The organism is Leptotrichia shahii, assembly GCF_008327825.1.
Taxonomy (GTDB): Bacteria; Fusobacteriota; Fusobacteriia; order Fusobacteriales; family Leptotrichiaceae; genus Leptotrichia; species Leptotrichia shahii.
The window spans coordinates 1,067,502-1,090,567 of record NZ_AP019827.1 but is presented as its reverse complement, the minus strand read 5'-3'; the positions used below and the strand labels follow the sequence as shown (position 1 = coordinate 1,090,567).

21 protein-coding genes are annotated in these 23,066 nt (G+C 28.4%); 14 read left to right on the top strand and 7 right to left on the bottom strand.

The window, feature by feature from the left end; all coding sequences use genetic code 11:
- The first annotated feature begins 40 nt into the window (after positions 1–40).
- The 7 genes from F1564_RS05095 to F1564_RS05065 all read left to right on the top strand — a co-directional run bounded on the left by F1564_RS05095 (position 41) and on the right by F1564_RS05065 (position 9,139).
- Positions 41–1,033, top strand: a complete 993-nt coding sequence (locus F1564_RS05095) for an N-acetylmuramoyl-L-alanine amidase (RefSeq protein ID WP_018450003.1) — start codon at positions 41–43, stop codon at positions 1,031–1,033.
- Between the two features lie 112 nt (positions 1,034–1,145).
- Entirely contained in the window at positions 1,146–2,357 is a 1,212-nt protein-coding gene (locus tag F1564_RS05090; RefSeq protein WP_018450004.1) for a pyridoxal phosphate-dependent aminotransferase, read from the top strand.
- A gap of 164 nt (positions 2,358–2,521) precedes the next feature.
- Complete coding sequence (locus F1564_RS05085) at positions 2,522–3,238, top strand: epoxyqueuosine reductase QueH (protein WP_018450005.1); 717 nt, start codon at positions 2,522–2,524, stop codon at positions 3,236–3,238.
- Positions 3,239–3,395: 157 nt separating this feature from the next.
- On the top strand, positions 3,396–4,595 hold the full coding sequence (locus tag F1564_RS05080) for an ATP-grasp domain-containing protein (protein WP_149201907.1): 1,200 nt from the start codon (positions 3,396–3,398) through the stop codon (positions 4,593–4,595).
- A gap of 23 nt (positions 4,596–4,618) precedes the next feature.
- The gene (locus tag F1564_RS05075) at positions 4,619–5,356 is read left to right on the top strand and encodes an esterase family protein (protein ID WP_018450006.1); all 738 of its coding nucleotides are present in this window, start codon (positions 4,619–4,621) and stop codon (positions 5,354–5,356) included.
- Between the two features lie 148 nt (positions 5,357–5,504).
- Positions 5,505–7,244: an ABC transporter ATP-binding protein gene (locus F1564_RS05070; RefSeq protein ID WP_018450007.1), complete on the top strand. Its 1,740-nt coding sequence runs from the start codon at positions 5,505–5,507 to the stop codon at positions 7,242–7,244.
- Entirely contained in the window at positions 7,244–9,139 is a 1,896-nt protein-coding gene (locus F1564_RS05065; RefSeq protein ID WP_018450008.1) for an ABC transporter ATP-binding protein, read from the top strand. Before F1564_RS05070 ends, F1564_RS05065 begins: the two co-directional genes overlap by 1 nt.
- Positions 9,140–9,269: 130 nt before the next feature.
- On the opposite strand, the gene F1564_RS05060 is transcribed toward F1564_RS05065, so the two are convergent.
- Both F1564_RS05060 and F1564_RS05055 read right to left on the bottom strand, forming a co-directional pair.
- Positions 9,270–9,524 (bottom strand): Txe/YoeB family addiction module toxin, encoded by a 255-nt coding sequence (locus tag F1564_RS05060; protein WP_018450009.1) that lies wholly within the window; start codon positions 9,522–9,524, stop codon positions 9,270–9,272.
- Positions 9,517–9,771: a type II toxin-antitoxin system Phd/YefM family antitoxin gene (locus F1564_RS05055; RefSeq protein WP_018450010.1), complete on the bottom strand. Its 255-nt coding sequence runs from the start codon at positions 9,769–9,771 to the stop codon at positions 9,517–9,519. Before F1564_RS05055 ends, F1564_RS05060 begins: the two co-directional genes overlap by 8 nt.
- Before the next feature lie 148 nt (positions 9,772–9,919).
- Between F1564_RS05055 and vapD the strand changes: the two genes are divergently transcribed.
- From vapD to F1564_RS05025, 7 genes are all read left to right on the top strand, one after another.
- Positions 9,920–10,204: an endoribonuclease VapD gene (gene vapD, locus F1564_RS05050; RefSeq protein ID WP_018450011.1), complete on the top strand. Its 285-nt coding sequence runs from the start codon at positions 9,920–9,922 to the stop codon at positions 10,202–10,204.
- A 74-nt stretch (positions 10,205–10,278) separates the two neighbouring features.
- Entirely contained in the window at positions 10,279–10,944 is a 666-nt protein-coding gene (locus F1564_RS05045) for a YdcF family protein (RefSeq protein ID WP_018450012.1), read from the top strand.
- A gap of 351 nt (positions 10,945–11,295) precedes the next feature.
- Positions 11,296–13,092, top strand: coding sequence for a translation elongation factor 4 (lepA, locus tag F1564_RS05040; RefSeq protein ID WP_018450013.1), 1,797 nt, complete (start codon positions 11,296–11,298; stop codon positions 13,090–13,092).
- Positions 13,093–13,216: 124 nt separating this feature from the next.
- Positions 13,217–13,771 (top strand): 3'-5' exonuclease, encoded by a 555-nt coding sequence (locus F1564_RS05035; RefSeq protein WP_232053349.1) that lies wholly within the window; start codon positions 13,217–13,219, stop codon positions 13,769–13,771.
- A 55-nt stretch (positions 13,772–13,826) separates the two neighbouring features.
- A complete protein-coding gene (locus F1564_RS05030; RefSeq protein WP_232053348.1) occupies positions 13,827–16,370 on the top strand; it encodes a DEAD/DEAH box helicase family protein in 2,544 nt (847 codons plus the stop codon).
- Positions 16,370–17,080: a DUF3427 domain-containing protein gene (locus F1564_RS10305; protein WP_332103011.1), complete on the top strand. Its 711-nt coding sequence runs from the start codon at positions 16,370–16,372 to the stop codon at positions 17,078–17,080. The genes F1564_RS05030 and F1564_RS10305 overlap by 1 nt, the downstream gene beginning before the upstream one ends.
- A 72-nt stretch (positions 17,081–17,152) precedes the next feature.
- Entirely contained in the window at positions 17,153–18,265 is a 1,113-nt protein-coding gene (locus F1564_RS05025) for a tyrosine-type recombinase/integrase (RefSeq protein WP_018450016.1), read from the top strand.
- Between the two features lie 346 nt (positions 18,266–18,611).
- Here F1564_RS05025 and F1564_RS05020 read toward each other — a convergent pair whose 3' ends face one another.
- From F1564_RS05020 to F1564_RS05000, 5 genes are all read right to left on the bottom strand, one after another.
- Positions 18,612–18,977, bottom strand: coding sequence for a PBECR3 domain-containing polyvalent protein (locus F1564_RS05020; protein ID WP_018450017.1), 366 nt, complete (start codon positions 18,975–18,977; stop codon positions 18,612–18,614).
- A 4-nt stretch (positions 18,978–18,981) separates the two neighbouring features.
- Positions 18,982–20,484 carry a murein biosynthesis integral membrane protein MurJ gene (gene murJ, locus F1564_RS05015; protein WP_018450018.1) on the bottom strand — a complete coding sequence of 501 codons (1,503 nt, stop codon included), beginning with the start codon at positions 20,482–20,484 and terminating at the stop codon, positions 18,982–18,984.
- A gap of 43 nt (positions 20,485–20,527) precedes the next feature.
- Entirely contained in the window at positions 20,528–21,250 is a 723-nt protein-coding gene (locus F1564_RS05010) for a segregation and condensation protein A (protein ID WP_018450019.1), read from the bottom strand.
- Between the two features lie 3 nt (positions 21,251–21,253).
- Positions 21,254–22,249 (bottom strand): bifunctional riboflavin kinase/FAD synthetase, encoded by a 996-nt coding sequence (locus tag F1564_RS05005; RefSeq protein ID WP_018450020.1) that lies wholly within the window; start codon positions 22,247–22,249, stop codon positions 21,254–21,256.
- 237 nt (positions 22,250–22,486) lie between these two features.
- A complete protein-coding gene (locus F1564_RS05000) occupies positions 22,487–22,975 on the bottom strand; it encodes a polymer-forming cytoskeletal protein (RefSeq protein ID WP_018450021.1) in 489 nt (162 codons plus the stop codon).
- Positions 22,976–23,066 lie beyond the last annotated feature (91 nt).

The following is a 23,066-nucleotide window of genomic DNA, read 5'->3' as shown; positions in this document are numbered from 1 at the left end:
AAAATAAATAAAAAACTTAAAGCAGGAGGAGAATAAACAAATGAAAAAAAATATAGCAAATTTATTATTTTTAATATCAGTACTGTCTGTTGGAAATATATTAAATGCGAATAATCAAGATATTTCAAAAGATGTAAAGAAACCAATAGAAATACGTATTGATGATAATGGACAAGTGATAAGGGATCAGTCTGGTTCCAGCAAAAATAACAATAATAATGGACAAAGTGGTCAAAATGCCCGTATAAGCACAGATGCCCAAAGGGGGGGAACTGAAACAATATCAAATTCAGCAGGAACAATTAAAGTTGACGCTTCATATAGCTCTCAAGGACAAGATTATAGACAAAAATTTATAATTCTACATTATACAGCTGGAAACAGGGAATCATCTTTAAAAACATTAACTAAAAATGAAGTAAGCGCACATTATATGGTTTCAGACAATAAATCAGAACCTGTTTATTCATTAGTGGATGAAAATAAGAGAGCCTGGCATGCTGGAGTCAGTGATTGGAAAGGAAGAAATAATTTAAATGATACTTCAATTGGAATTGAAATTGTAAATGATGGTGATGTGAGCGGTACATTTGTTCCGTATAAAGATTTTCAAATAAAAGAAGTTGCTGTTTTAGTTAAATACTTGGCTGATAAATATGAAATCCCAGCAACAAATATCTTGGGACATTCAGATATTGCACCACAAAGAAAATCTGATCCAGGTCCACTATTTCCTTGGAGGGAACTATATACTCAGTATAATATTGGAATGTGGTATGACAACGAGACAAAAAATAACTATGAAAGAGAATATGAAACTAAACTAAGTATGACACCTGTTTCTGACGTTCAAAGAGAATTAAACAAATTTGGATACGGCATTAGTATAACAGGTTCTTGGGATAAACAAACTAAAAACGTAATAAAAGCATTCCAGCATCATTTTAGACCATCAAATTACAACGGAGAAATGGATGTTGAAACATTTGCTATTTTAAAAGCATTAAATGAAAAATATAATAATAAGAAATAATATTAAAATTTAAAAATTAAAGATTATTATTATAAATAGAAACATTCCATAGCAGAACTTTTCACAGCAACTAGACAATTAAAAGAACCAGAAGAAAGGAAAAAATTATAAAATGAAAAATTTTTCAGATAGAGTTTTAAATATGCACTATTCACCGATTAGAAAATTAGTTCCATACATTGATGAAGCTAAAAGGAATGGAGTAAAAGTGTATCAATTACATATTGGACAACCTGATGTAGAAACTCCAGATACATTTTTTGAAGGATTGAATAACTATAAGGAAAAAATCGTAAAATATACAAATTCAGCTGGAATAATAGAACTTAGAGAGTCATTTTCTAAATCTTATAAAAAAGTTGAAATTGATCTTTTACCAGAAGAAATTTTGATTACTCAAGGTGGAAGTGAGGCAATTCAAATTACACTTCAAACCCTTTGTAATCCTGGGGATGAAGTTTTAGTACCAGAACCATATTATACAAATTATGACAGTTTTTTGAGAATTGCAGATGCAAAATTAATTCCAATTGAAACTTCGATTGAAAATCATTATCATTTACCAGCAAGAGAAGAAATTGAAAAATTAATTACACCAAGAACTAAGGCAATAATGTTTTCTAATCCAAGTAATCCGACAGGGATTGTTTTTAGGCCTGAGGAAACGGAATTAATAAAAGAAATTGCGATAAAATATGATTTATACATAATTACAGATGAAGTTTACAGACAATTTATTTATGACGAAGAAATTGCAAAAAGTTATCAATCATTTATGTCAATTCCAGAAATTGAAGACAGAGTGATTCTTGTAGACAGTATTTCTAAGCACTATAGTGCAACTGGAGCAAGAATTGGTGTTATTGCTTCTAAAAATAAAGATTTTATGGCACAAGCACTAAAATTTTGTCAAGCTAGATTATCAGTTTCAACAATTGAGCAATATGCTAGTACAAACTTGATAAATACTTTGGATACGTATATTGACAATACAAAGTTAGAGTATAAAGTTAGAAGAGATATGATTTACAATAATATTACTAAAATACCTGGTGTCGTAACGTACAAACCAAGCAGTTCATTGTATTTAATCGCTGAATTACCTGTAGATGACATCGAAAAATTTGCAATTTGGTTATTGACTGAATTTAGGTATGAAAATCAGACATTATCATTTGCACCAGGGCCTGGATTTTATACAACACCTGGAAAAGGAATGAAAGAAGCAAGATTTTCATTTTGCACTCATAACTTGATTGAAATTGAAAATGGAATGAAAGTACTGAAAAAGGCATTAAAAGAATATAACAAAATAAATAAATAGATTTCTTTGGACTTGTTTAGTAATTCAAAATTAATTTTTTGTAATTATTTAAGCAAGTCTAATTTTTATATAGGCAATTATAAAAGTGAAATCTTTAAAATTAAGTAACTATAGTAACAAGAAGACAAATCTTCTTGTAAAAAAATAAGGAGAAAATAATTTTTATGACAAATAAAGAAAATTTTATTGAAAAGGATATAAAAAATGCAAAAGAAATTTTAGAAAAAATGAATCCAAATCAAAAAATTAATTATCATACGATTTTAACAAAATTGATTTCAGATTGGGAAAGTAAAAATATTCGTCCCAAAATAATGATTCACAGCTGCTGTGCACCTTGCAGTACCTATACTTTGGAATTCCTTACACAATATGCTGATGTAACTGTGCTGTTTGCTAATAACAATATTCATCCTAAAGCTGAATATGAGAAAAGGGCCTTGGTGCAGGAGGAATTTATAAATAAATTTAATGAAAGAACTGGAAATAATGTGGGGTTTATTGAAGATGAATATAAGCCGGCTGATTTTTATCGGGCTGTGAAAGGTTTGGAAAACGAAAAAGAAGGTGGAGAAAGATGTACTGTCTGCTTTCAAATGAGATTAGATATTGTTGCAAAAAAGGCCCAAGAATTGGGATTTGATTATTTTGGAAGTGCATTAACATTAAGCCCTCATAAAAATAGCCAGTTGATAAACACTCTTGGATTAGAGATTCAAGAAATTTTTGATGTAAATTATTTGCCGTCAGATTTTAAGAAAAATAATGGATATAAGCGTTCTGTAGATATGTGTGCAGAATATGATGTTTATCGTCAATGTTATTGTGGATGTATTTTTGCGGCATTAGATCAAGGGATTGACTTGAATGAGTATAAATAAAGGAAAAAATGAAAAATAAAATAATTAATTTAATTAAAATTATCAAATTTTTAGAAATTTTATATTCTAAGTGACTTGTAAAAAACATATTTTTTATGTTATAATAAAATATAATAACTATAATCATTTGTAAATAAATAAGGGAGATGAATAAAAAATGAATTTCGTTTATATTTCACCACAATTTCCAAAAACAAACTGGGAATTTTGTGATAGATTGAAAAAGAATGGAGTAAATATATTAGGGATAGCAGATATTGAGTATGATCAATTGGATCAAAAATTAAAGGACAGCTTGACTGAATATTATAAAGTTTCTAGTCTTGAAAATTATGATGAAGTATTGAAGGCGGTGGCTTTTTTTACTCATAAATACGGAAAAATAGACTGGCTTGAGTCAAATAACGAATATTGGCTTGCACAAGATGCACAACTTCGTTCAGACTTTAATATTACAACAGGAATAAAAGCGGATAAGATTGCTAATATTAAAGAAAAATCAAAAATGAAAAAGGCATATAAAAAAGCAGGAATACCATCCGCAGATTTTTCATTGGTAACAACACTTGCAAAGGCAAAAAAATTTATTGAAAAAGTTGGGTATCCAGTTGTAACTAAGCCTGACAACGGAGTTGGAGCGAGCGATACTCATAAAATTAAAAATGAAGATGAGTTAAAGGCATTTTTTGAAAATCGTAATAAAGATATAAAATATATTATGGAAGAGTATGTTGATGGAGATCTTGTATCTTATGATGCCATTATTGACTCTAATGGTAATCCTCTTTTTGAAACTGGTATATTTGAACCTGCAATTATGGATGTTGTAAATGACGGGCTTGATGTTTTTTATTATGTGGAAAAGGAAATGTCTGAAAAATTGCTGGATGCAGGAAGAAAATCTATAAAAGGATTTGGAGTGAAAAGCAGATTTGTTCACTTGGAATTTTTTAAACTTAATAAAGATAAAGATGGATTAGGTAAAAAAGGTGATTATATTGGGCTGGAAGCAAATATGCGACCAGCGGGAGGATATACTCCTGACATGTACAACTATGCCAATAATACAGATGTTTACCAAGTTTGGGCTGATATGGTGGCTTTTGATAAAATTGAAAAAGCTAATCTAAATGAAGATTTAGAAAAAAATTACTGTGTTTATGCCAGCCGTCGTGATAACAATAATTATGTTCATTCACATGACGAAATTAAACAAAAATATGGAAATGCAATTGTAATGGACGAAAGAATGCCTGATATTTTTGCAGGAGCAATGGGAAATTATATGTATACAGCAAAATTTGCTACAAAAGAGGAAATGGAAGAGTTTATAAACTTTGTACATGAAAAAGCATAAAAAATAAATTATAGGGAGAAAAAATGCAAGTAGAATACAGAAAAGAATACAGTCACAATCTTGGAAGAGAAATGGAATTTAAAAGATATGGGCATGCTGGAAAGCCAGTTTTAGTATTTCCTTCACAAGATGGAGATTGCAATCAATATGAAGAATTTGGGATGGTAGATGTTTTATCAGACTATATTGAACAAGGAAGATTGCAGCTGTTTTGCGTAGGAAGCGTTGACAGAGAAAGTTGGTCAGATCTGAATGGCAATCCAAGATACAGAATAGAAATGCAGGAAAAATGGTTTAACTTTATCGCAAATGAATTTGTGCCAAGAATACAGGATATTTCTTGGAGAAGTGATATTATTGTTACAGGATGTAGCATGGGAGGAGCTCACGCCGGAATTTTATTTTTCCGTAGACCTGACTTGTTTGACACGTTAATCTCGCTAAGTGGAATGTTTGATGCATCAATGTTCTTTGGAGATTATAAAGATGATTTAGTTTACAATAATTCTGTTGTTGACTTTTTAAGAGATATGCCTTGGGATCATTATTATTTGGATTTGTATAGACAAAAAAATATTATCGTATGTATCGGACAAGGTGCATGGGAAGGTGAATTACTTCCAAGTAATAGGGAACTAGCACATATTCTTTATGAAAAACAAGTTCCAGCATGGACAGATTTCTGGGGTTATGATGTTGCCCACGACTGGGATTGGTGGCGATTGCAAATAAGATATTTTATGGAGCATTTGGATATTTAAGTAAAGCTAATTAATTTTAATAACAAATAAAAAGCACTGAAATTTATTAATGAAAATGAGTTTTTATTTTTTCAATAAGTTTCGTGCTTTTAAATTTATATTGATTACTTAAAAAAATCATAACAAAAAAGAGAGGAAAGGTGTTTAAATGTTAAAAAAACTATTTTCCCATCTTGGGGAGTATAAAAAAAGTGCGTTAATTTCGCCAGTATTTATTGGAATAGAAGTTATTTTTGAAATGCTTATTCCAACACTTATGGCTGTGATTATAGATGACGGGCTTAATGGAAATAATGGCAAGGGAGATATGAAATTTATTGTAATAATGGGACTTGCAACGTTCGGAGTGGCTATGCTGTCGTTGTTGTGTGGAATACAGGCTAGTAAATACGCTTCTTATGCTTCGGCTGGATTTGCTAAAAACTTGAGAAAGGATTTATTTTCTAAGATACAGTCTTTTTCATTCACTAATATTGATAAATTTTCTACAGCTGGACTGATTACAAGATTTACGACAGATGTTAATAACATTCAGAATTCGTTTCAGTTATTAATCAGAGGATTTGTAAGGGCTCCGCTTATGATGTGCGTTGCTATATTTATGTCATTTATGATAAGTCCAAAATTGTCGATGATATTTATTGTTGCAGTTTTATTTTTAGGAAGTTTTTTAGCCTTCGTTATTTTTAAGGTGCATCCAATTTTTACAGCTGCAATTAAAAAATATGATGACATAAATTCCAGCCTTCAGGAAAACATTAATGGTATTCGTGTTGTAAAAGCATATATTCGTGAAAAATATGAAACTGGAAAATTTAAGAAAGCTACAGAAAATTTGAGAAGTATGCTGTTAAAAGGGGAAAAGATTATAATATTTGTATCTCCTGTAATGCAGATAACAGTATTTGGTTGTATTTTACTACTTTCATGGTTCGGGGCAAAGATGATTGTTGTAAATGAGCTCACAACTGGGCAGCTTACAAGTCTTTTTGCTTATACAACCAATATTCTTATGAGTCTTCTTATGCTAGCAATGATGCTTGTAAATATTGTATTTTCAAGAGCGTCTGGAGATAGGATTGTAATGGTGCTGGATGAGGAGCCAAGCATTAAAAATCCTGAAAATGGGATAACAGAGGTAAAAGACGGTTCAATCGTGTTTAAAAACGTGAATTTCAGTTACAGCAACAATCCTGATGTGTTGAATTTGACAAAAATCAATCTAGAAATAAAGTCTGGAGAAACTATTGGAATTATTGGGGGAACTGGAAGTGCAAAATCGGCTCTTGTTCAGTTAATTCCAAGATTATATGATGTTCTAGATGGGGAACTTCTAGTTGGCGGAGTGAATGTAAAGGACTATGATATAAAGACGCTTAGGGATAATGTGGCGATGGTTCTTCAAAAAAATGTGCTGTTTTCAGGAACTATAAAGGATAATTTACGTTGGGGAAATGAAAATGCAACTGACAAGGAAATGGAACATGCCTGCAAATTGGCACAAGCCGATGAGTTTATTCAGAAATTTCCTAAAAAATATGATACTCGTATCGAACGTGGCGGAGCAAATGTGTCTGGAGGGCAAAGACAAAGGTTGTGTATTGCTAGAGCCTTGCTGAAATCTCCCAAAATATTAATTTTAGATGATTCTACAAGTGCAGTTGACACAAAGACAGACAAACTAATAAGAGAAGCCTTCAAAAATGAATTACCACACATTACAAAAATTATTATTGGTCAAAGAGTATCATCAATAAGAGATTCTGATAAAATATTAGTTCTGGAAGATGGAATTATTACAGCTGCAGGGACACACGATGAATTGCTTAAAACAAGCAAGGTATATCGTGAAGTTTATCAATCCCAGACAGAAGGGAGTGATAAGTAATGAGTAAAAACAAAAAAGCTAAAAATTCGCAATCACGAAATCAGATAAAAGGATTAATTCGATTACTTGGATATATGTTTAAGCATTATAAAATACAGACGCTATTTGTTATTGTATTTATTTGTTTGAGTTCATTTGGAATGGTTATTGGGACAATGTATTCAAAAGAATTGATTGATGGAATCATTATTCCTAACATTGGGAAAAATAATCCCAACTTTATCAATGAGCTTGTGAGACTAATTTTAAAAATGGCGGTCGTATATGGCGGAGCTGTAATTTGTACATATATTTATGAAATATTTATGATTTACGTTGCACAGGGAACGTTAAAAAGATTAAGGGATGATGTATTTATACATATGGAATCACTTCCTATAAAATATTTTGATACAAATGCACATGGAGATATAATGAGTGTCTATTCAAGTGATATTGACGCTTTAAGAAATATGATGGTTGAAAGTCTGTCACAGGTAATATCATCGATTATTACAATTGTAAGTGTCCTTATTTCAATGTTCATCTTAAATATTCCACTAGCAATTTTCGTAGTAATAATGATTATTATTATGATTATTACAACAAAAACTATTTCTTCAAAAAGTTCAAAAAACTATACTGCTCAACAAAGAAATATCGGTATTGTAAATGGATATGTAGAAGAAATGATAGAAGGACTGAAAGTTGTAAAAGTATTTTCATACGAAAAAAAAGCCGACGAACGTTTTAACAAACTAAATACTGCATTATTTAACAGGGCGAACAATGCGATGAAATTTGCAAACATTCTAGGTCCTGCTGTGGGAAATCTTGGAAATATAAACTTTGTACTTACAGCGGTTCTTGGCTCAATAATTGTGTTTAATAATATTGCAGGTTTTACAATCGGAGGGCTTGTATCGTTTTTACAGTTTATAAAAGTAATAAATCAACCTGTTTCACAAATTGCACAGCAATTAACATCAGTAATACTGGCATCGGCTGGAGCTCAAAGAGTATTTAACCTGTTAGATCAGACACCTGAACAAGATAACGGCTATGTAACTCTTGTAAATGCAAATATTGATGAAAATGGAAAAATTACAGAAACAGAAAAGCACACAGGTGCATGGGCTTGGAAATATCCGCATTCTGATGGAACAATTTCTTATGAAAGACTAATGGGAGATGTTGTTTTTGAAGATGTAACATTTGGCTATAACGATGAAAAGACAATACTTCACAATATCAATCTTTATGCTAAGCCAGGAGAAAAAATTGCCTTCGTTGGTGCAACAGGAGCTGGAAAAACTACAATTACAAACTTAATTAACAGATTTTACGATATTAATTCTGGAAAAATCCGATATGATGGAATTAACATTAAAAAAATAAAAAAACAGGATTTAAGAGAATCGCTTGGAATTGTATTACAGGACACACACTTATTCTCTGGAACAGTTGCCGACAACATCAGATACGGAAAACTTGATGCTACAGACGAAGAAGTACGTGCAGCCGCAAAACTTGCCAACGCCGATCATTTTATAAAACACTTGCCACAAGGCTACGACACTTACTTAAGCGGTGATGGTTCCAGCCTTTCACAAGGACAACGGCAATTATTATCAATAGCAAGAGCGGCAATCGCCGATCCACCAGTTTTAATTCTAGATGAAGCAACTTCAAGCATTGATACAAGAACAGAAAAAATTGTACAGGAAGGAATGGATAAGTTAATGGTAGGAAGAACAGTATTCGTAATTGCTCACAGACTTTCAACTATTAAAAATTCTGATGTGATAATGGTACTTGATCAAGGAAAAATTATTGAACGTGGAAATCACGATGAACTGATTGAACAAAGAGGGACTTATTATCAGCTTTATACAGGGGGATTTGAAAATCAGTAAATTAAATGATTTAATTTTAATTGTGATAGCATAAAAACCAGAGTATTTGTTAAAATACTCAAAATAGTGATATAATATAAAAAATAAAAGAGTGGGTAGTACCACTCTTTTTAGTCAACCAAAAACAATTTTAATAATGTCCTCTACAAGAAATTATCCATAAAACTCCATTTTCATCAATAGCATAGACAAGCCTGTTAGTTTCGTCAATTCTTCGACTAAATCCTTTTCTATATTTCAAAGCTTCAGGTTTGCCTATTCCATTCAATACTCCATTTCTTTCAATATCTTTTATGAGTTCGTTAATCCTTTTTAAAGTTTTTTTATCTTGAGATTGCCAATATAAATAATCTGCCCAGCCATCATCAGTCCATAATTTATTCATCGTCGACCTCGATTAAATCATGAACTTGTCCTTTTCCACTTTTCATCTGAGAAAACCCTCTATCTATTTTTGCAAGATATTCAGCATTTTGGACTGCTTTCAAAAATTGATTATATTTTTCAAGATTTATTAAAACTACATTTTCTTCATTTTTTCTTGTTACAATTACATCTTCATTTTCTTTCACTGCTTTATCACAATAACTTTTTAAATTATTTCTCATAGTTGAAAAACTTACAACTAACATATTTATCTCTCCTTTATAGTTTTTGTACAATTTATTATAATTCTTTTTTTACAAAATATCAATAAAAAAATAAAAACAAGAAATTGACAATTATGGTAAAATATAATAAAATATTGTTGTAAAATATTTAAAAGAGGAGGGATTACAGATGTATGCAATTGCATTTGATTTAAAAATTGATGATTTGAAAAAAAATTATGGTGATCCATATAATAGGGCTTACGATGAAATTCGACAGGAATTGGAGATGCTAGGTTTTGAATGGACACAGGGCAGTTTATATGTGAATAGTACTGAAAAAAATACTTTAGCTGAAGTTTATAAAGCCATAACAAAACTAAAATCTATCGAATGGTTTAAAAATTCTGTAAGGGATATTAGAGCTTTTAAAGTTGAAGATTGGAGTGATTTTACAGCTATAGTGAAAGAATAATTATTTTATAGTGGTTGTTTCAGAAATGGAACAGCCTTTATTTTAAGAAAGGATATTTTTAAAATCGAAAACTTATGAAGAATACAATTATAATATCAATAAAAATTTCTATTATCTTATTTGTTTTTTTATTTTGCTTTGTGCAATATTTTATAATAAAAGAATATACAACTGATAGAAAAGCCGTAAATGAGAATAAAAAAGTAGATTATGTAATAATACTGGGAGCAAGAGTAAAAGGAGAAAACCCGACTAAATCACTTATGGAAAGGATAAAGGCTGCAACGGAGTATTTAAAGAAAAATCTAGAAGTTAAGGTTATTGCAACTGGTGGACAAGGTAAAAATGAAGGTGTTGCTGAAGGATTGGCGATAAAAAGGGAACTTTTGAAAAATGGAATTAGTGAGGATAGAATTATTTTGGAGGACAAATCTAAGAATACTGTTGAAAATTTTAGGTTTAGTCTCGAGAAGATAGAAAATATTGAAAATAGTAAAAATATTTTAAACAATAATAAAAAAAATCAAAAAATAAAAGTATTGATTGTAACGAATGATTATCATATTTTCCGTTCTAAAAATATTGCTAGAAAAGTTGGATTTGATAATGGAAATTATGAAATTTACGGACTTCCAGCGAAAACACTGCTTATTTCCATACCAAAATCATATTTTAGAGAATTTTTGTCAAATATAAATTATTTTATTTTTCAATCTGGGAATCAGTTAAAAGTTAAATAAATTTATAATTTAAGTGATACAAATATAATTTTTATTTTCAATTTTAAAATGTACGAGAACCTATTTAAAATTAAACTATTAAAAATTATATAAACTCACGGTTTGAGTAAAATAGTCATGGTCTTGAAGTTCAGTTTTAAAGTGGTTTTTCTATAATTTTACGAAAATTTGGAATATAATATAAAAAATAACTGAATTTTGGTAAAATATTTTTCACAAAGACTATGAAAAAATGTAAAATTATTATATAATATACATATTGCTGAGTAACTAGGTTCGGATAGAATAGTTACTCATTTTAAAAATATAACAAAGAAGATAATAAACGAGTAAACGGAGGAAACAATATAAATGTTGGATCAAAAAAATAAAAGAAATTTTTCGATAATAGCACATATTGATCATGGAAAATCCACTATTGCAGACAGGCTTTTGGAGCAGACAGGAACTGTAACGCAAAGGGAAATGGTAGATCAGCTGTTAGATAGCATGGATTTAGAAAGGGAAAAAGGGATAACGATTAAGGCACAGGCAGTTACATTAAAGTATAAGGCTCGAAACGGGGAGACTTATGAGTTAAATTTAATTGATACACCGGGACACGTCGATTTTATTTACGAAGTATCAAGATCGCTTGCAGCTTGTGACGGGGCCTTGCTTGTAGTTGATGCCGCACAGGGAATTGAAGCACAGACATTGGCAAATGTGTATTTGGCTTTGGAAAACGATTTGGAAATATTGCCTGTAATAAACAAGATTGACTTGCCTTCAGCAGATCCTGATAAGGTTAAGCTGGAAATAGAGGAAGTTATTGGGCTTCCAGCAGATGATGCTGTTCTTGTTTCTGGAAAAACTGGATTTGGAATTGAAGATTTGCTGGAATCAATTATTAAGCATATTCCTGCACCTAAAGGAGAAATTGACAATCCTTTGAAAGCGTTAATTTTCGACTCGCATTATGATGATTTTAGAGGAGTTATAACGTATATTAGAATAATTGAAGGGAAAATTGCAAAAGGGGACAGAATTAAGATTATGTCTACCGAAAAGGAATTTGACGTATTGGAAGTTGGAATTTTCTCGCCTAAAATGAAGGAAGTTGATGAATTGACAGTTGGCTCAGTTGGATATATTATTACAGGAATTAAGTCAATCAAAGATACACAAGTTGGGGATACAATTACACATGTGAAAAATCCGACAGATACAGCTCTTGAAGGTTATCGTCCTGCATTAAGCATGGTTTTTGCGGGAATTTATCCAGTTTCAACAGATGATTATGAAGATTTAAGAGAGGCATTGGAAAAATTACAGTTGAATGATGCTTCTTTATCTTATGCTCCAGAGACTTCACTTGCATTGGGATTTGGATTCAGATGTGGATTCTTAGGGCTTTTACACATGGAAATAGTTGTAGAAAGATTGCGTCGTGAATTCAACATTGACTTGATTTCAACAGCACCGTCGGTTAAATATAATGTAACACCTGAACAAGGGGAAATGATTGTAATTGACAACCCTGCAGAATTTCCAGAAGGGAAAAAGTACATTGAAGAGCCTTATGTAAAAGGGACAATTATTGTTCCAAAGGATTATGTTGGAAATGTAATGGAACTTTGTCAGGAAAAAAGAGGAACTTTCCTTAATATGAATTACCTTGATGAAACTCGTACAATGATTAGTTACGACTTGCCACTTGCAGAGATAGTAATTGATTTTTATGATAAATTGAAATCACGTACAAAAGGGTATGCTTCGTTTGAATATGAAATGATTGGATACAAGGAATCAGACTTGGTAAAAGTGGATATTTTGGTAAGTGGAAATCCAGTAGATGCCTTTTCATTCATTGCCCATAAAGATAATGCCTATTACAGAGGACGTGCAATCGTTGAAAAATTAAAAGATGTAATTCCAAGACAGCAGTTTGAAATACCATTACAGGCTGCATTGGGTACAAAAATAATTGCAAGGGAAACAATTAAGGCACTTAGAAAGAACGTACTTGCAAAATGTTATGGTGGAGATATTACACGTAAGAAAAAATTATTAGAAAAACAAAAAGAAGGTAAAAAACGTATGAAGGCAATCGGAAATGTAGAAATACCGCAAGAGGCGTTTTTATCAGTATTAAAACTAAATGATTAATTTTTTATATCTTGTGTAAGAATATAAGGAAAAGAGAAAAAGTGAACAAAGAAAAAAAACTAAATAAGAATATAATATTTTTGATGTGGAAACAAATGGATTTCAAGGAAGTTCTGTTTTGTCAATGTCTGCAATAAAAGTGAATTATAATTCTGAAAATACTGGAGAAGAAAGAAATAAATGGAAAAAAGTGTCGGAATTTAACAGATTTTATTTCAGAAATGAAGGTGAAGAGTTAAATGAAGGTGCAGTTAGTGTAAATGGCTTGACAGATGATGTAATTTTAAGCGAAAGAAAAAATATTATTCAAAATACAGGAATTGAATATCCTTTGACTTTTAAGGAAGATATGGATAATTTCTTTTTATTTTGTCAGGACACAAGCCATTTTGTCGCCCATAACATAAAATTTGACAGAAGTTTCGTAGATTTTCCATTGCAAAATCAATTTGACACAATGCTAACAAATATAGACATTGTCAAAGTAAACGGTTCTTCATACGGAAATTATAAATGGCCAAAACTTATGGAATGTGCCAATTATTATAATGTTCCATTTGAAGAAAGCCAGTTGCACGGCAGTTATTATGATGTTTTAATAATGTTTAGAATATTTTTTAAAATGATGAAGCATAAGACTGGAAACAAACGGATTTTTGAATTTTTAGAAAAAGAGTAATTTAAGGGTCTGGGCTTAAATTCTTGTAAAAATTAATAAAATAAAAGGGGTGAAAATGAGTATTTTAGCAAAAAAATCTGAGCCAAATAATTTAATAAATACAGAAGAAAAAAATAATAATTTTTTAGAAATAACCGAATACAAAGAAAATTTGGAATTTGAAGTTCTAGAAACTTTTTCAGAAAAAATTTCTGATTTTATTGGGAAAAATGATTATCAAAAAGTTATTGAATTTACTGAAAAACAGTTGTATTTATTAAATCAGTCATTTACAGATAAATCAGAAAAAATAAAAATTCAAAATACTGATTTTCACTTTGAGTTACCGCTAAAACGAAAAAATAGCGATATAATCGGAAACATAAATGAATTAATTATAAACGAAAAAGTAAAGTTTCGTAATTTTTTTATTTATTTAAAACAGGAATTATTAAACTGTAAAAAATTCTATTTTATAGTAAGTTTTGTAAAATACTCAGGCATCCAGCTATTAATAAGCACTTTGGATGAACTTGAAAAACAAGGTATTCAAGGTGAAATTATAACTTCTGTTTATCTGAATATTACGGATTCAAAGGCGTTAAGAAAACTTTTGTCGTATGAAAATATAAAAGTAAAGATTTACAATAATTCAAGCGAGAGTTTTCACACAAAAGCATATTTGTTTGAAAAGGAAAAATATCATAGTGTTATAATCGGCTCGTCTAATATTAGCCAAAGTGCTTTGTATTCGGCAGAAGAATGGAATGTGAAACTGACAGACAGCAGTTTTTTTAATATTTATAAAAAATCATTAAATCAATTTGAGAAATTGTGGCACAGCAATGAAGCAATAGAATTAACAGAAGATTTTATTGATGAATATGAAAAATACAAAAAATCTATAAATGTACAAAATACTTTTGATTATAGAAAAACTAAAATTAAACAGGAAAATGAATTTGTACCAAACAGCATGCAAAAAAGAGTTTTGCAAAAATTAAGAGAAACTAGAATAAACGGAAATAAAAAGGGTCTTGTAATCTCTGCAACTGGTACAGGGAAAACCTATCTTGCCGCAATGGATATAAAACAATTTTTTGAAATTAATTCTAATACTGAAAATAAATTATTTGAAATAAATGAATCAAAAATTTCAAACATAAAATTTTTATTCATTGCTCATCGTGAAGAATTACTAGAAAATGCAATGAATGTTTTTTCAAGAATTCTTACAATTGATAAAAATGAATTTGGTAGAATCTACAGTGGTTTAAAAGAAATTGATAAAAGTATGATTTTTGCTTCAATTCAATCATTGAGAAATTGTTACAATGAATTTAATCCTGATTTTTTTGATTACGTTATCGTTGATGAATTTCATCACTCAATGTCAGACAGTTATTTAAAGACGTTATCATATTTTAATCCAAAATTTCTATTAGGATTAACAGCAACTCCAAAACGTATGGACGGCAAAGACATTCTATCACTTTGTGATTATAACGTAGTAGATGAAATTGGAATAAAGGAGGCTTTAGAAGAAGACTTGATTGTTCCTTTTCATTATTTTGGAGTAAATGATTATGCAGTTAATTATGATAATATTCCTTATAAAAATGGAAAATATAATGAAAAAGTGTTATTAGAAAATTTATTACTGAACACACGTACCGATTATATTGTTGAAAAAATAAATAAGTTTGGTTTTGATGGCGATAAATTAAGTGCTGTCGCATTTTGCCAAAATATAGAGCATGCTTTTTTCATGAAAAAAGAATTTACAAACAAAGGCTATAAATCCGCTGTAATCACAGCAAATACAAGTTCAAACGAAAGATCAGAAATTTTAGACAAATTTAAAAACAAAAAAATTGAAATTTTATGTGTAGTAGATATTTTAAATGAAGGAATTGACATTCCGACAATTAATTTACTGCTATTTTTACGTCCTACAATGTCCTCAACGATTTTTATACAGCAAATTGGAAGAGGATTAAGAAAGGCTGAAAATAAGGATTTTGTTACAATTATTGATTTTATCGGAAATCACAAGAAAGATTATTTGTTAATAAATTATTTTTCAAATGAAGTTGATAATAAAGATACTTTATTCACAAAAAAAGGGAAAATAATAAACGAAATAAAAAATCAATTTTCAAATATCCCAAAATCTTGCTATGTGGAACTTGATCGAGTTTGCCAAAATCGTATTATTGAAAAAATCGAAAAAATTAACTTTAGTTCTAAAAATATTTTAAAAGAATTATATTTGGATTATAAACAGGAAATTGGCAAATCTGAAAATGAAATTTTAAAAATAAGTGACTTTGATACAGATGTCGAATTATTTCAAGAATTGTCCTTAAAATTAGGTTCATTTTATAATGCACAATTACAATTTGAAAATCCTGAAATTTTAAAGCAGAATAAAATATCTTTAAATTCAGAAGAAATTGAATTTTTGGCATATTTAGAAAAAAAATTAACTCTCGTAGAACCATTTACATATTTGATTGCAAAATATTTGATAAACAACAATTTTATAAATTCAGAAATCATAATTAATGAATATAAAAATTATTTTAATATTAAAGATGATTTTCAAAAGAATATGTAATAAATCGTATTTTTACAGAATTAGTTGAAGATAAAATTTTAGAAGAAAATTCAAAAAATAGATTATTTAAAATTTCAAAAAAATATAATAAAATATTTGAAAGTAGAAAAGAAAATAACGAAATAAATTTAAAGCTTATAGATTTAGATAATTCTCAAAACTCAAATTACAATTTTAAAAACAGGATAGAAGATTTACTGTATTTAGGATTATCAGAATTTAAGAAAAACAATAATCTTTCAATATTTCATGAAAACATTTTGATTCCATATAAAAAATATAAAAGAGTTGAACTGCAAATCTTGCTGGATTCAAAAGTTCCGAAAGGCAGCTGGAGAGCAGGATATGCTAATACAGATAAAGATATTTGCCTTTTTGCAACAATTGATAAAACTCATATTTTGCAGGAAAATTTGAAATACGATAATTCTCTTTTTGCAGATGACATAATTCAATGGATAAGTCAGCCTAAAACTGCTCATACTTCAAGTGTAGGAAAAATGTTTATAAATCATAAGAAATTGGGATATAATGTGCATATATTTATAAGAAAATTTGCCTTTATGGATGGCAATAAAACTAATCCGTTTATTTATTTGGGAAAAGCTGATTATTATAAAAGTTTTGGAGATAAGCCGATGAGGATTTTGTGGAAATTAGAAGAGAAAATACCACAGGAGTTGATATATGAATTGTATAATTTAGACTAGATTATATAATTTATCGTAAAATTTGTAATACCAATATAATTATTCAAGATCAAAAATTAAGGAGATTTAAAAATGCCAGTTTATTATAATGCAGATAAAAAAACATGGTATGCGATGTTTTATGCTAAAGATTACAAGGGTGTAAATAAAAAGTACAAAAAAACTGGGTTTAAGAAGAAAAAGGAAGCTCAGGAATATGAATATGAATTTAAGAAAAAAATTGCTAAATCTGTAAATATGTCATTTCAATCATTGTATGAACTTTATTTTGAGGATTATAGCAAAAGACATAAACCTACAGCTATCAATACTGTGGAAAATTTTTTTAGGTTACATATATTGCCTTTTTTTGGCGATGTTGAGATTAGCAAGATTAATTCCTATATGATTCGGGAATGGCAAAACGAAATGCTGGAAAAGAAAAATGAAAACGGAAAGCCGTTTAGTGAAAATTCTAAGGCTAATATTTATGCAGCTTTAAAAAGTTTGTTTAATTGGGCTGCAAAATATCAAGGATTGAATGAAAATCCTTCTAAAAATTTAGGGGCATTTGGAAGTAAAAAAAATCGTTCTGAAATGAAAATCTGGTCAGTAGATGATTTTAATAAATTTATAAATCTTCTTGAATCAAAAAATAAAGAAAAAAATGGTAAATATTCTAATACGATTGTCGTATTTAAAATCTTATTTTGGACCGGATTACGAATTGGAGAAGTTTTAGCTCTTACATTTGATGACATTAATTTGGAGGAAAAATTTATAGATGTAAATAAAACTATTTCACATATAAAGAAGAAAGAATATATAACCGCTCCAAAAACTTTAGGATCAATAAGAAAAGTCCTTCTTCCTGAAAATCTAATTTCAGATTTAAAATTATATTTTTCTAAATTTGAGTTAGAGTCGTCAAAAAAAGATCTAAAATCTCAAAGAGCCTTTAATTTAAAAAAATCTCAATTACGTTATATTTTGGAAAAATACAGTATTCAAGCTGATGTTGAAAAAATAAGACTTCATGATTTTAGACATTCTCATGCTTCATATTTGCTATTTATTCAAGCTGACATTACCGCAATCAGCAAACGTCTAGGGCACGACAATCTGCAAACTACTATAAATACTTATTCTCATTTATATAAAGATGCCAATAAGCAGCTTATGAAAAAGTTAAATAGTAACAGTTGAATTATTGAAATTTAAATGCTATACTATAAATATATATAAGGTAATTATTTTGAAGTTTATGATAAAAATTTTGAAAAAACTAAAAAATAGAACTTTTATAGAACTTTCAGATTTTTAAAATAACAATAAAACCATTATTTTATAGTATGTATAGAATAAAATTCTATTTAAGGTTCACATAAATCGAAAAAATTCTAAAAATATACTCAAATATACTCTAAATCTACTTTTATTAAAATAAGGCAATTTGAAGCAATAAAAAATCATCGACGATAAAAAGTATGGCTTAATTAATTTTAAGCGCTTATACGGCTTTTTACGCGGTGATTTTTTTAAAGATTATTATTTATTTTTTATATCTATAGTGTATATTTTTTTCTTTTAAAAAGTCTGAATCTTTTGCCATAAAGGCTGTCAGAACAAATCTGAGATTTTTTACATTTTTATGTTGCGAAATTACTACAAAATAATTTAGCTTTCCAATTTTTTTTTGGTAAAAATGTTCTTTACGGGATTTTGACTGTTTTGTTACAAAATCTGGATTTTCCAGAACTTCTTTTATAATTTCCAATGATATCTCAGGATGCTTTGGAAAAATATGTTCTTCAAACTGATTTTTACTCATTACAACTTTTTGATGTAATTTGGCTTTAAATTCATAAACTTCTATTCGTTTTCCTGTCTTTGTATATCTAATTTTTTCTTTTATCATAATTTTACCATTTTCTTCTTCTCAAAAATTTTCTTATCAAATCTTTTCTAAAAGTATATATTAAAACAAACCAAATAATCAAATATATTATTGCAAATATAGTTAAATTAACAACAATTCCATATTTATTTTGAAATTTTATCACGCTTGAACCCCAATAAGAAATCATTGAAGCTATAAATGTCACTCCTAAAATTGCAATGTATTTTAAATTTCTTAATTTTACATATTTTTTGTTTAATGAAATATACAAAATTATAAAATTTACCATTGCAGAAAATGAAGTTGCAAATGTTAAACCTACATGTCTATATTGTTTGTACAAAAGTGAATCTAAAACTATATTTATAAATATCGCAGTAAATGATGAAATAACAGGTGTTTTTCTATCATTATAAACATAATGGCTCCTTGTAAGCAAATGTATTGTTGAGAAAAATAGAAGTCCTAAAGCATAAAATTGCAGTGTTTCTGAAGTAATTTTTACAGCTACTGTATTAAATTTCCCTCTTTCATAGACTAATCTCACTATTTCTTTTGCATATCCAAATAAAATTACACTTGATGGAATAATTAGGAAAGATAGCATATATAATCCTTGATGCACAACTCGTTTTACCGTTCTGTCATCATTTTTTACAACTGCTTTTGACAATGTTGGGAAAATTACGACTGCTAATGAAATTGCAAAAACTCCTATTGGCAATAAATATAATCTACTTGCATAATTTAATGCACTTGCAGTTCCTGCTGGAAGTGAAGTTGCAAATCTATTGTCAACAATTTCATTTATTTGATATCCAAAAATTCCGACTAATGTTGGAATCATTAAAACAAACATTTCTTTTACATATTTATCTTTTAAGTTTAAAATAAATTTATATTTTTTCATAATTTGAAAAAATTGGGGAAGCATTATTACTAACTGAAAAACTCCAGAAAGCAAATAAGCTACACCAAGTCCGTAAATTCCCATTTTATTTTTTAACATTAAAGTTCCAACTATGATTGTCAGATTAAATACGATCCCCATTGATGCTGAAACTGCAAATTTTTTGTAATTATTTAATAGTGAAGATACGACTCCAGATAGTGCGATAAATAAAAAATAAAAAGCTACAATTTTCAATAAGTTATTTGCCGCATCAAATCTTTTCGGATCGTTAAAACCTGTTGTTACTTTTAAAATTTGCTTGGAAAAAAATATCATGATAATTGAAAGTGTTGATGTAAATGCGACTATTAAATTTAAAAGTGAAAATACAAATTCATCTGTTCTTTCTTTCCCTTCTTCTTCCATCCCACGGTTATAAATCGGAATAAATACTGTTCCAAGTGATCCTTCTCCAAATAATGTCGTAAAAAAGTTTGGAATTTTTGTAGCACTGACATAGGCATCTGTCATCCCCGTTGCCCCAAAAACACTTCCAATAATCATTTCCCTTATAAGTCCTAAAATTCGGCTTAACATATTTATTATCATTACTATAAAACTAGATTTAAACATTAAAATTAATTTCCTTTCTTATTTTTTTTAATTTCTATTTTTTTTATGACTTTATAGATTTAATGAAAAAATTTTTTTCTTCTACAATTATATCAATTTCTCCATTTTTAAACATATCTAAAATACAAAGAAATAAAGTTACTATTCTAGATTTAGAAAACTTATTTTTTAATAGATGATTAAATTCAACTCTTCGATCTTCCTTTATAATTTCAGAAATTTCATTATGAGCCTCTTCTGTTGAATAATTATCATCTTCTAAGTTTAGAATCATCCTTTCTCCTAAATTATCTTTTTTCATTATTTTTGAATTAATTAAGTTCTTTAAACTTTTGAATAAATTATCTAAATTTAGACTTGAAATATCGTATTCAATTATTTCATTCCCTATACTTTCCGTTCCTGTCCTTGTATGAGGAACATTATACTCATTTTCATATTTTGAAAATAATTCGGAAATTTCTTTAAATAATTGATATTCAATTATTTTTTTCTCTAAATTTTCAATTTTTTCAAATTTTTTATTATCTCTATTTAATACTGAATAAGCCTTAATTTCAATCAAATCAGTTGCCATTATCAAAAATTCAACTTTTATTTTTAAATTCAATTCCTTTTGTACATTATGAATATAATTTAAATAATCATCTATAATTTGTGAAATATTTATCGAATTTATATCCATTTTATTTTTTTCAATCAAATGAATAAGTAAATCAAGAGGCCCTTCAAAATTTTCAATTTTTATTTGTATTACGTTTTCCATATTCTACCTATTTTCTTTTTCTTTTTGATATTTATCAATTTTGTTTTTCCAATAACTTGCATCTTTTCCAATTTGTTCTTTTAATTTCTCTACTGAACTAAATTTTTTTTCATATCGAATATTTTCTAAAACTTCAATTAAAATAATTTTTCCATAAATATCTTCATTAAAATCAAAAATATTAGTTTCAACGCTAAGTATGCCGACATTAACTGTAGGATTCCGCCCAATATTCATAACTCCATTATAAATTTTTTCATCACCTTGAATATGAATTTTTACTCCATAAACTCCAAATTCTGGATAAATCTTATTTTCAAATTTTAAATTTGCTGTAGGAAAACCTATAACTCTTCCAAGCTGTTTTCCATAGATAACTTCTCCAAGAATAATAAAATTATGCCCAAGAAGCTCACTAACTTTTTCAAAGTTTCCTTCTTTAATATAATTTCTAATTCTTGTACTGCTTATAATTTCCCCATCATCATCTAACACAGCCTTCTGCACATTTAACTTTAGCTTTCTCACTTCTAACAATTTTTTAAGTGTTTCAACATTTCCAGATTTCCCTTTTCCAAAAGTAAAATTAAATCCGCAATAAACTTCAGCTGCATTCAAATCATTAACAATCACTTTTTCTACAAATTCTTCAGGCGAATAATTCCTAACTTTTTCAAATTGTTCCAAACAAAGATAATCAATTTTATTTTTATCTAAAAAATAAGCCTTTTCAGAGCAAGTTGTTATTTTAGTCTGCTGATTTTTAGGATATTCACTAAAAGTGTAAACTATTGTCTTTAACCCTTTATCCTTTGCCCTTTCTACAGCCTTTTGCAAAATTACTTGATGCCCTTTATGAACGCCGTCAAAATTTCCTAAAATGACAATATTCTTATTATGTTTTATTTCTTCAATATTTTTATAGTAATCAGGAACTTCTACATTACAATATTCAATAATATCTTTTATCTCTGTTAAATTTTCTGTGATAAATTTCATCAATTTTCATTCCTTTTTTTATTTTTTTAGTTATCTATTTTCATACTTTAAAAAATATTTTATAATATTTATACAATTTATGATTAACATTTATAATCTTTACTAATATTTACTTATTAGATTTTATCATAATTTCAATTCAATGTATAGTGAAAAAAGATTAATACAATAAAAAAATAGTCATAAACTTAATTAATAAACTTTATAACTATTCTTTAACTTTCTTTATTTCATATTTTATAATTCTTTACTATTTTTTCCAATCGTATCTGTTTTTGCTTCTTCTTCAGATTTTTTGCCTTCATTTTCTTCTTTTATAAGGGCTATTTTTATTTTTTTTCTTCCTTCAAATAATCCACCCTCCTGAATTACAAACACAGCTGATGTTATTGTAGCATAAACTTTCCCTGTATTCCCAATTTCAACTTTATCCGCCACAATTTCTCCTGAAACTTCCCCATCTACAACAACTGTTTCAGCAGTAATATTTCCTTTCACTTGCCCAGTTTTTCCAACATGAATAAGTTTATTTCCTTTAATATCACCATTTAACACACCTTCCATATTAAATACAGAATTTGTTTCAATAGTTCCTGTTATTGTCGTTTCCATTGAAATTGTACTAATTCCATTTGTATTTTCATCATTATTTGCTGAAAATTGTCTGTTTAATCCTTCGTTTTCTCTTTTTTCCTTTGATTTTTTTTCACTAGAAAATAATGCCATTGTTCTTTCCTTCTTCCTTCTTTTATTAATTAATTAAAGTCAAGTATATATCATAGTATACTACATTTGATTTGTTTTTTCAAATATTTTT

What these genes read in the sequence shown, in the direction of transcription:
- F1564_RS05095 (WP_018450003.1), top strand. Translation starts at nt 41, where the DNA reads ATGAAAAAAAATATAGCAAATTTATTATTTTTAATATCAGTACTGTCT.
- F1564_RS05090 (WP_018450004.1), top strand. Translation starts at nt 1,146, where the DNA reads ATGAAAAATTTTTCAGATAGAGTTTTAAATATGCACTATTCACCGATT.
- F1564_RS05085 (WP_018450005.1), top strand. Translation starts at nt 2,522, where the DNA reads ATGACAAATAAAGAAAATTTTATTGAAAAGGATATAAAAAATGCAAAA.
- F1564_RS05080 (WP_149201907.1), top strand. Translation starts at nt 3,396, where the DNA reads ATGAATTTCGTTTATATTTCACCACAATTTCCAAAAACAAACTGGGAA.
- F1564_RS05075 (WP_018450006.1), top strand. Translation starts at nt 4,619, where the DNA reads ATGCAAGTAGAATACAGAAAAGAATACAGTCACAATCTTGGAAGAGAA.
- F1564_RS05070 (WP_018450007.1), top strand. Translation starts at nt 5,505, where the DNA reads ATGTTAAAAAAACTATTTTCCCATCTTGGGGAGTATAAAAAAAGTGCG.
- F1564_RS05065 (WP_018450008.1), top strand. Translation starts at nt 7,244, where the DNA reads ATGAGTAAAAACAAAAAAGCTAAAAATTCGCAATCACGAAATCAGATA.
- F1564_RS05060 (WP_018450009.1), bottom strand. Translation starts at nt 9,524, where the DNA reads ATGAATAAATTATGGACTGATGATGGCTGGGCAGATTATTTATATTGG.
- F1564_RS05055 (WP_018450010.1), bottom strand. Translation starts at nt 9,771, where the DNA reads ATGTTAGTTGTAAGTTTTTCAACTATGAGAAATAATTTAAAAAGTTAT.
- vapD (WP_018450011.1), top strand. Translation starts at nt 9,920, where the DNA reads ATGTATGCAATTGCATTTGATTTAAAAATTGATGATTTGAAAAAAAAT.
- F1564_RS05045 (WP_018450012.1), top strand. Translation starts at nt 10,279, where the DNA reads ATGAAGAATACAATTATAATATCAATAAAAATTTCTATTATCTTATTT.
- lepA (WP_018450013.1), top strand. Translation starts at nt 11,296, where the DNA reads ATGTTGGATCAAAAAAATAAAAGAAATTTTTCGATAATAGCACATATT.
- F1564_RS05035 (WP_232053349.1), top strand. Translation starts at nt 13,217, where the DNA reads ATGTCTGCAATAAAAGTGAATTATAATTCTGAAAATACTGGAGAAGAA.
- F1564_RS05030 (WP_232053348.1), top strand. Translation starts at nt 13,827, where the DNA reads ATGAGTATTTTAGCAAAAAAATCTGAGCCAAATAATTTAATAAATACA.
- F1564_RS05025 (WP_018450016.1), top strand. Translation starts at nt 17,153, where the DNA reads ATGCCAGTTTATTATAATGCAGATAAAAAAACATGGTATGCGATGTTT.
- F1564_RS05020 (WP_018450017.1), bottom strand. Translation starts at nt 18,977, where the DNA reads ATGATAAAAGAAAAAATTAGATATACAAAGACAGGAAAACGAATAGAA.
- murJ (WP_018450018.1), bottom strand. Translation starts at nt 20,484, where the DNA reads ATGTTTAAATCTAGTTTTATAGTAATGATAATAAATATGTTAAGCCGA.
- F1564_RS05010 (WP_018450019.1), bottom strand. Translation starts at nt 21,250, where the DNA reads ATGGAAAACGTAATACAAATAAAAATTGAAAATTTTGAAGGGCCTCTT.
- F1564_RS05005 (WP_018450020.1), bottom strand. Translation starts at nt 22,249, where the DNA reads ATGAAATTTATCACAGAAAATTTAACAGAGATAAAAGATATTATTGAA.
- F1564_RS05000 (WP_018450021.1), bottom strand. Translation starts at nt 22,975, where the DNA reads ATGGCATTATTTTCTAGTGAAAAAAAATCAAAGGAAAAAAGAGAAAAC.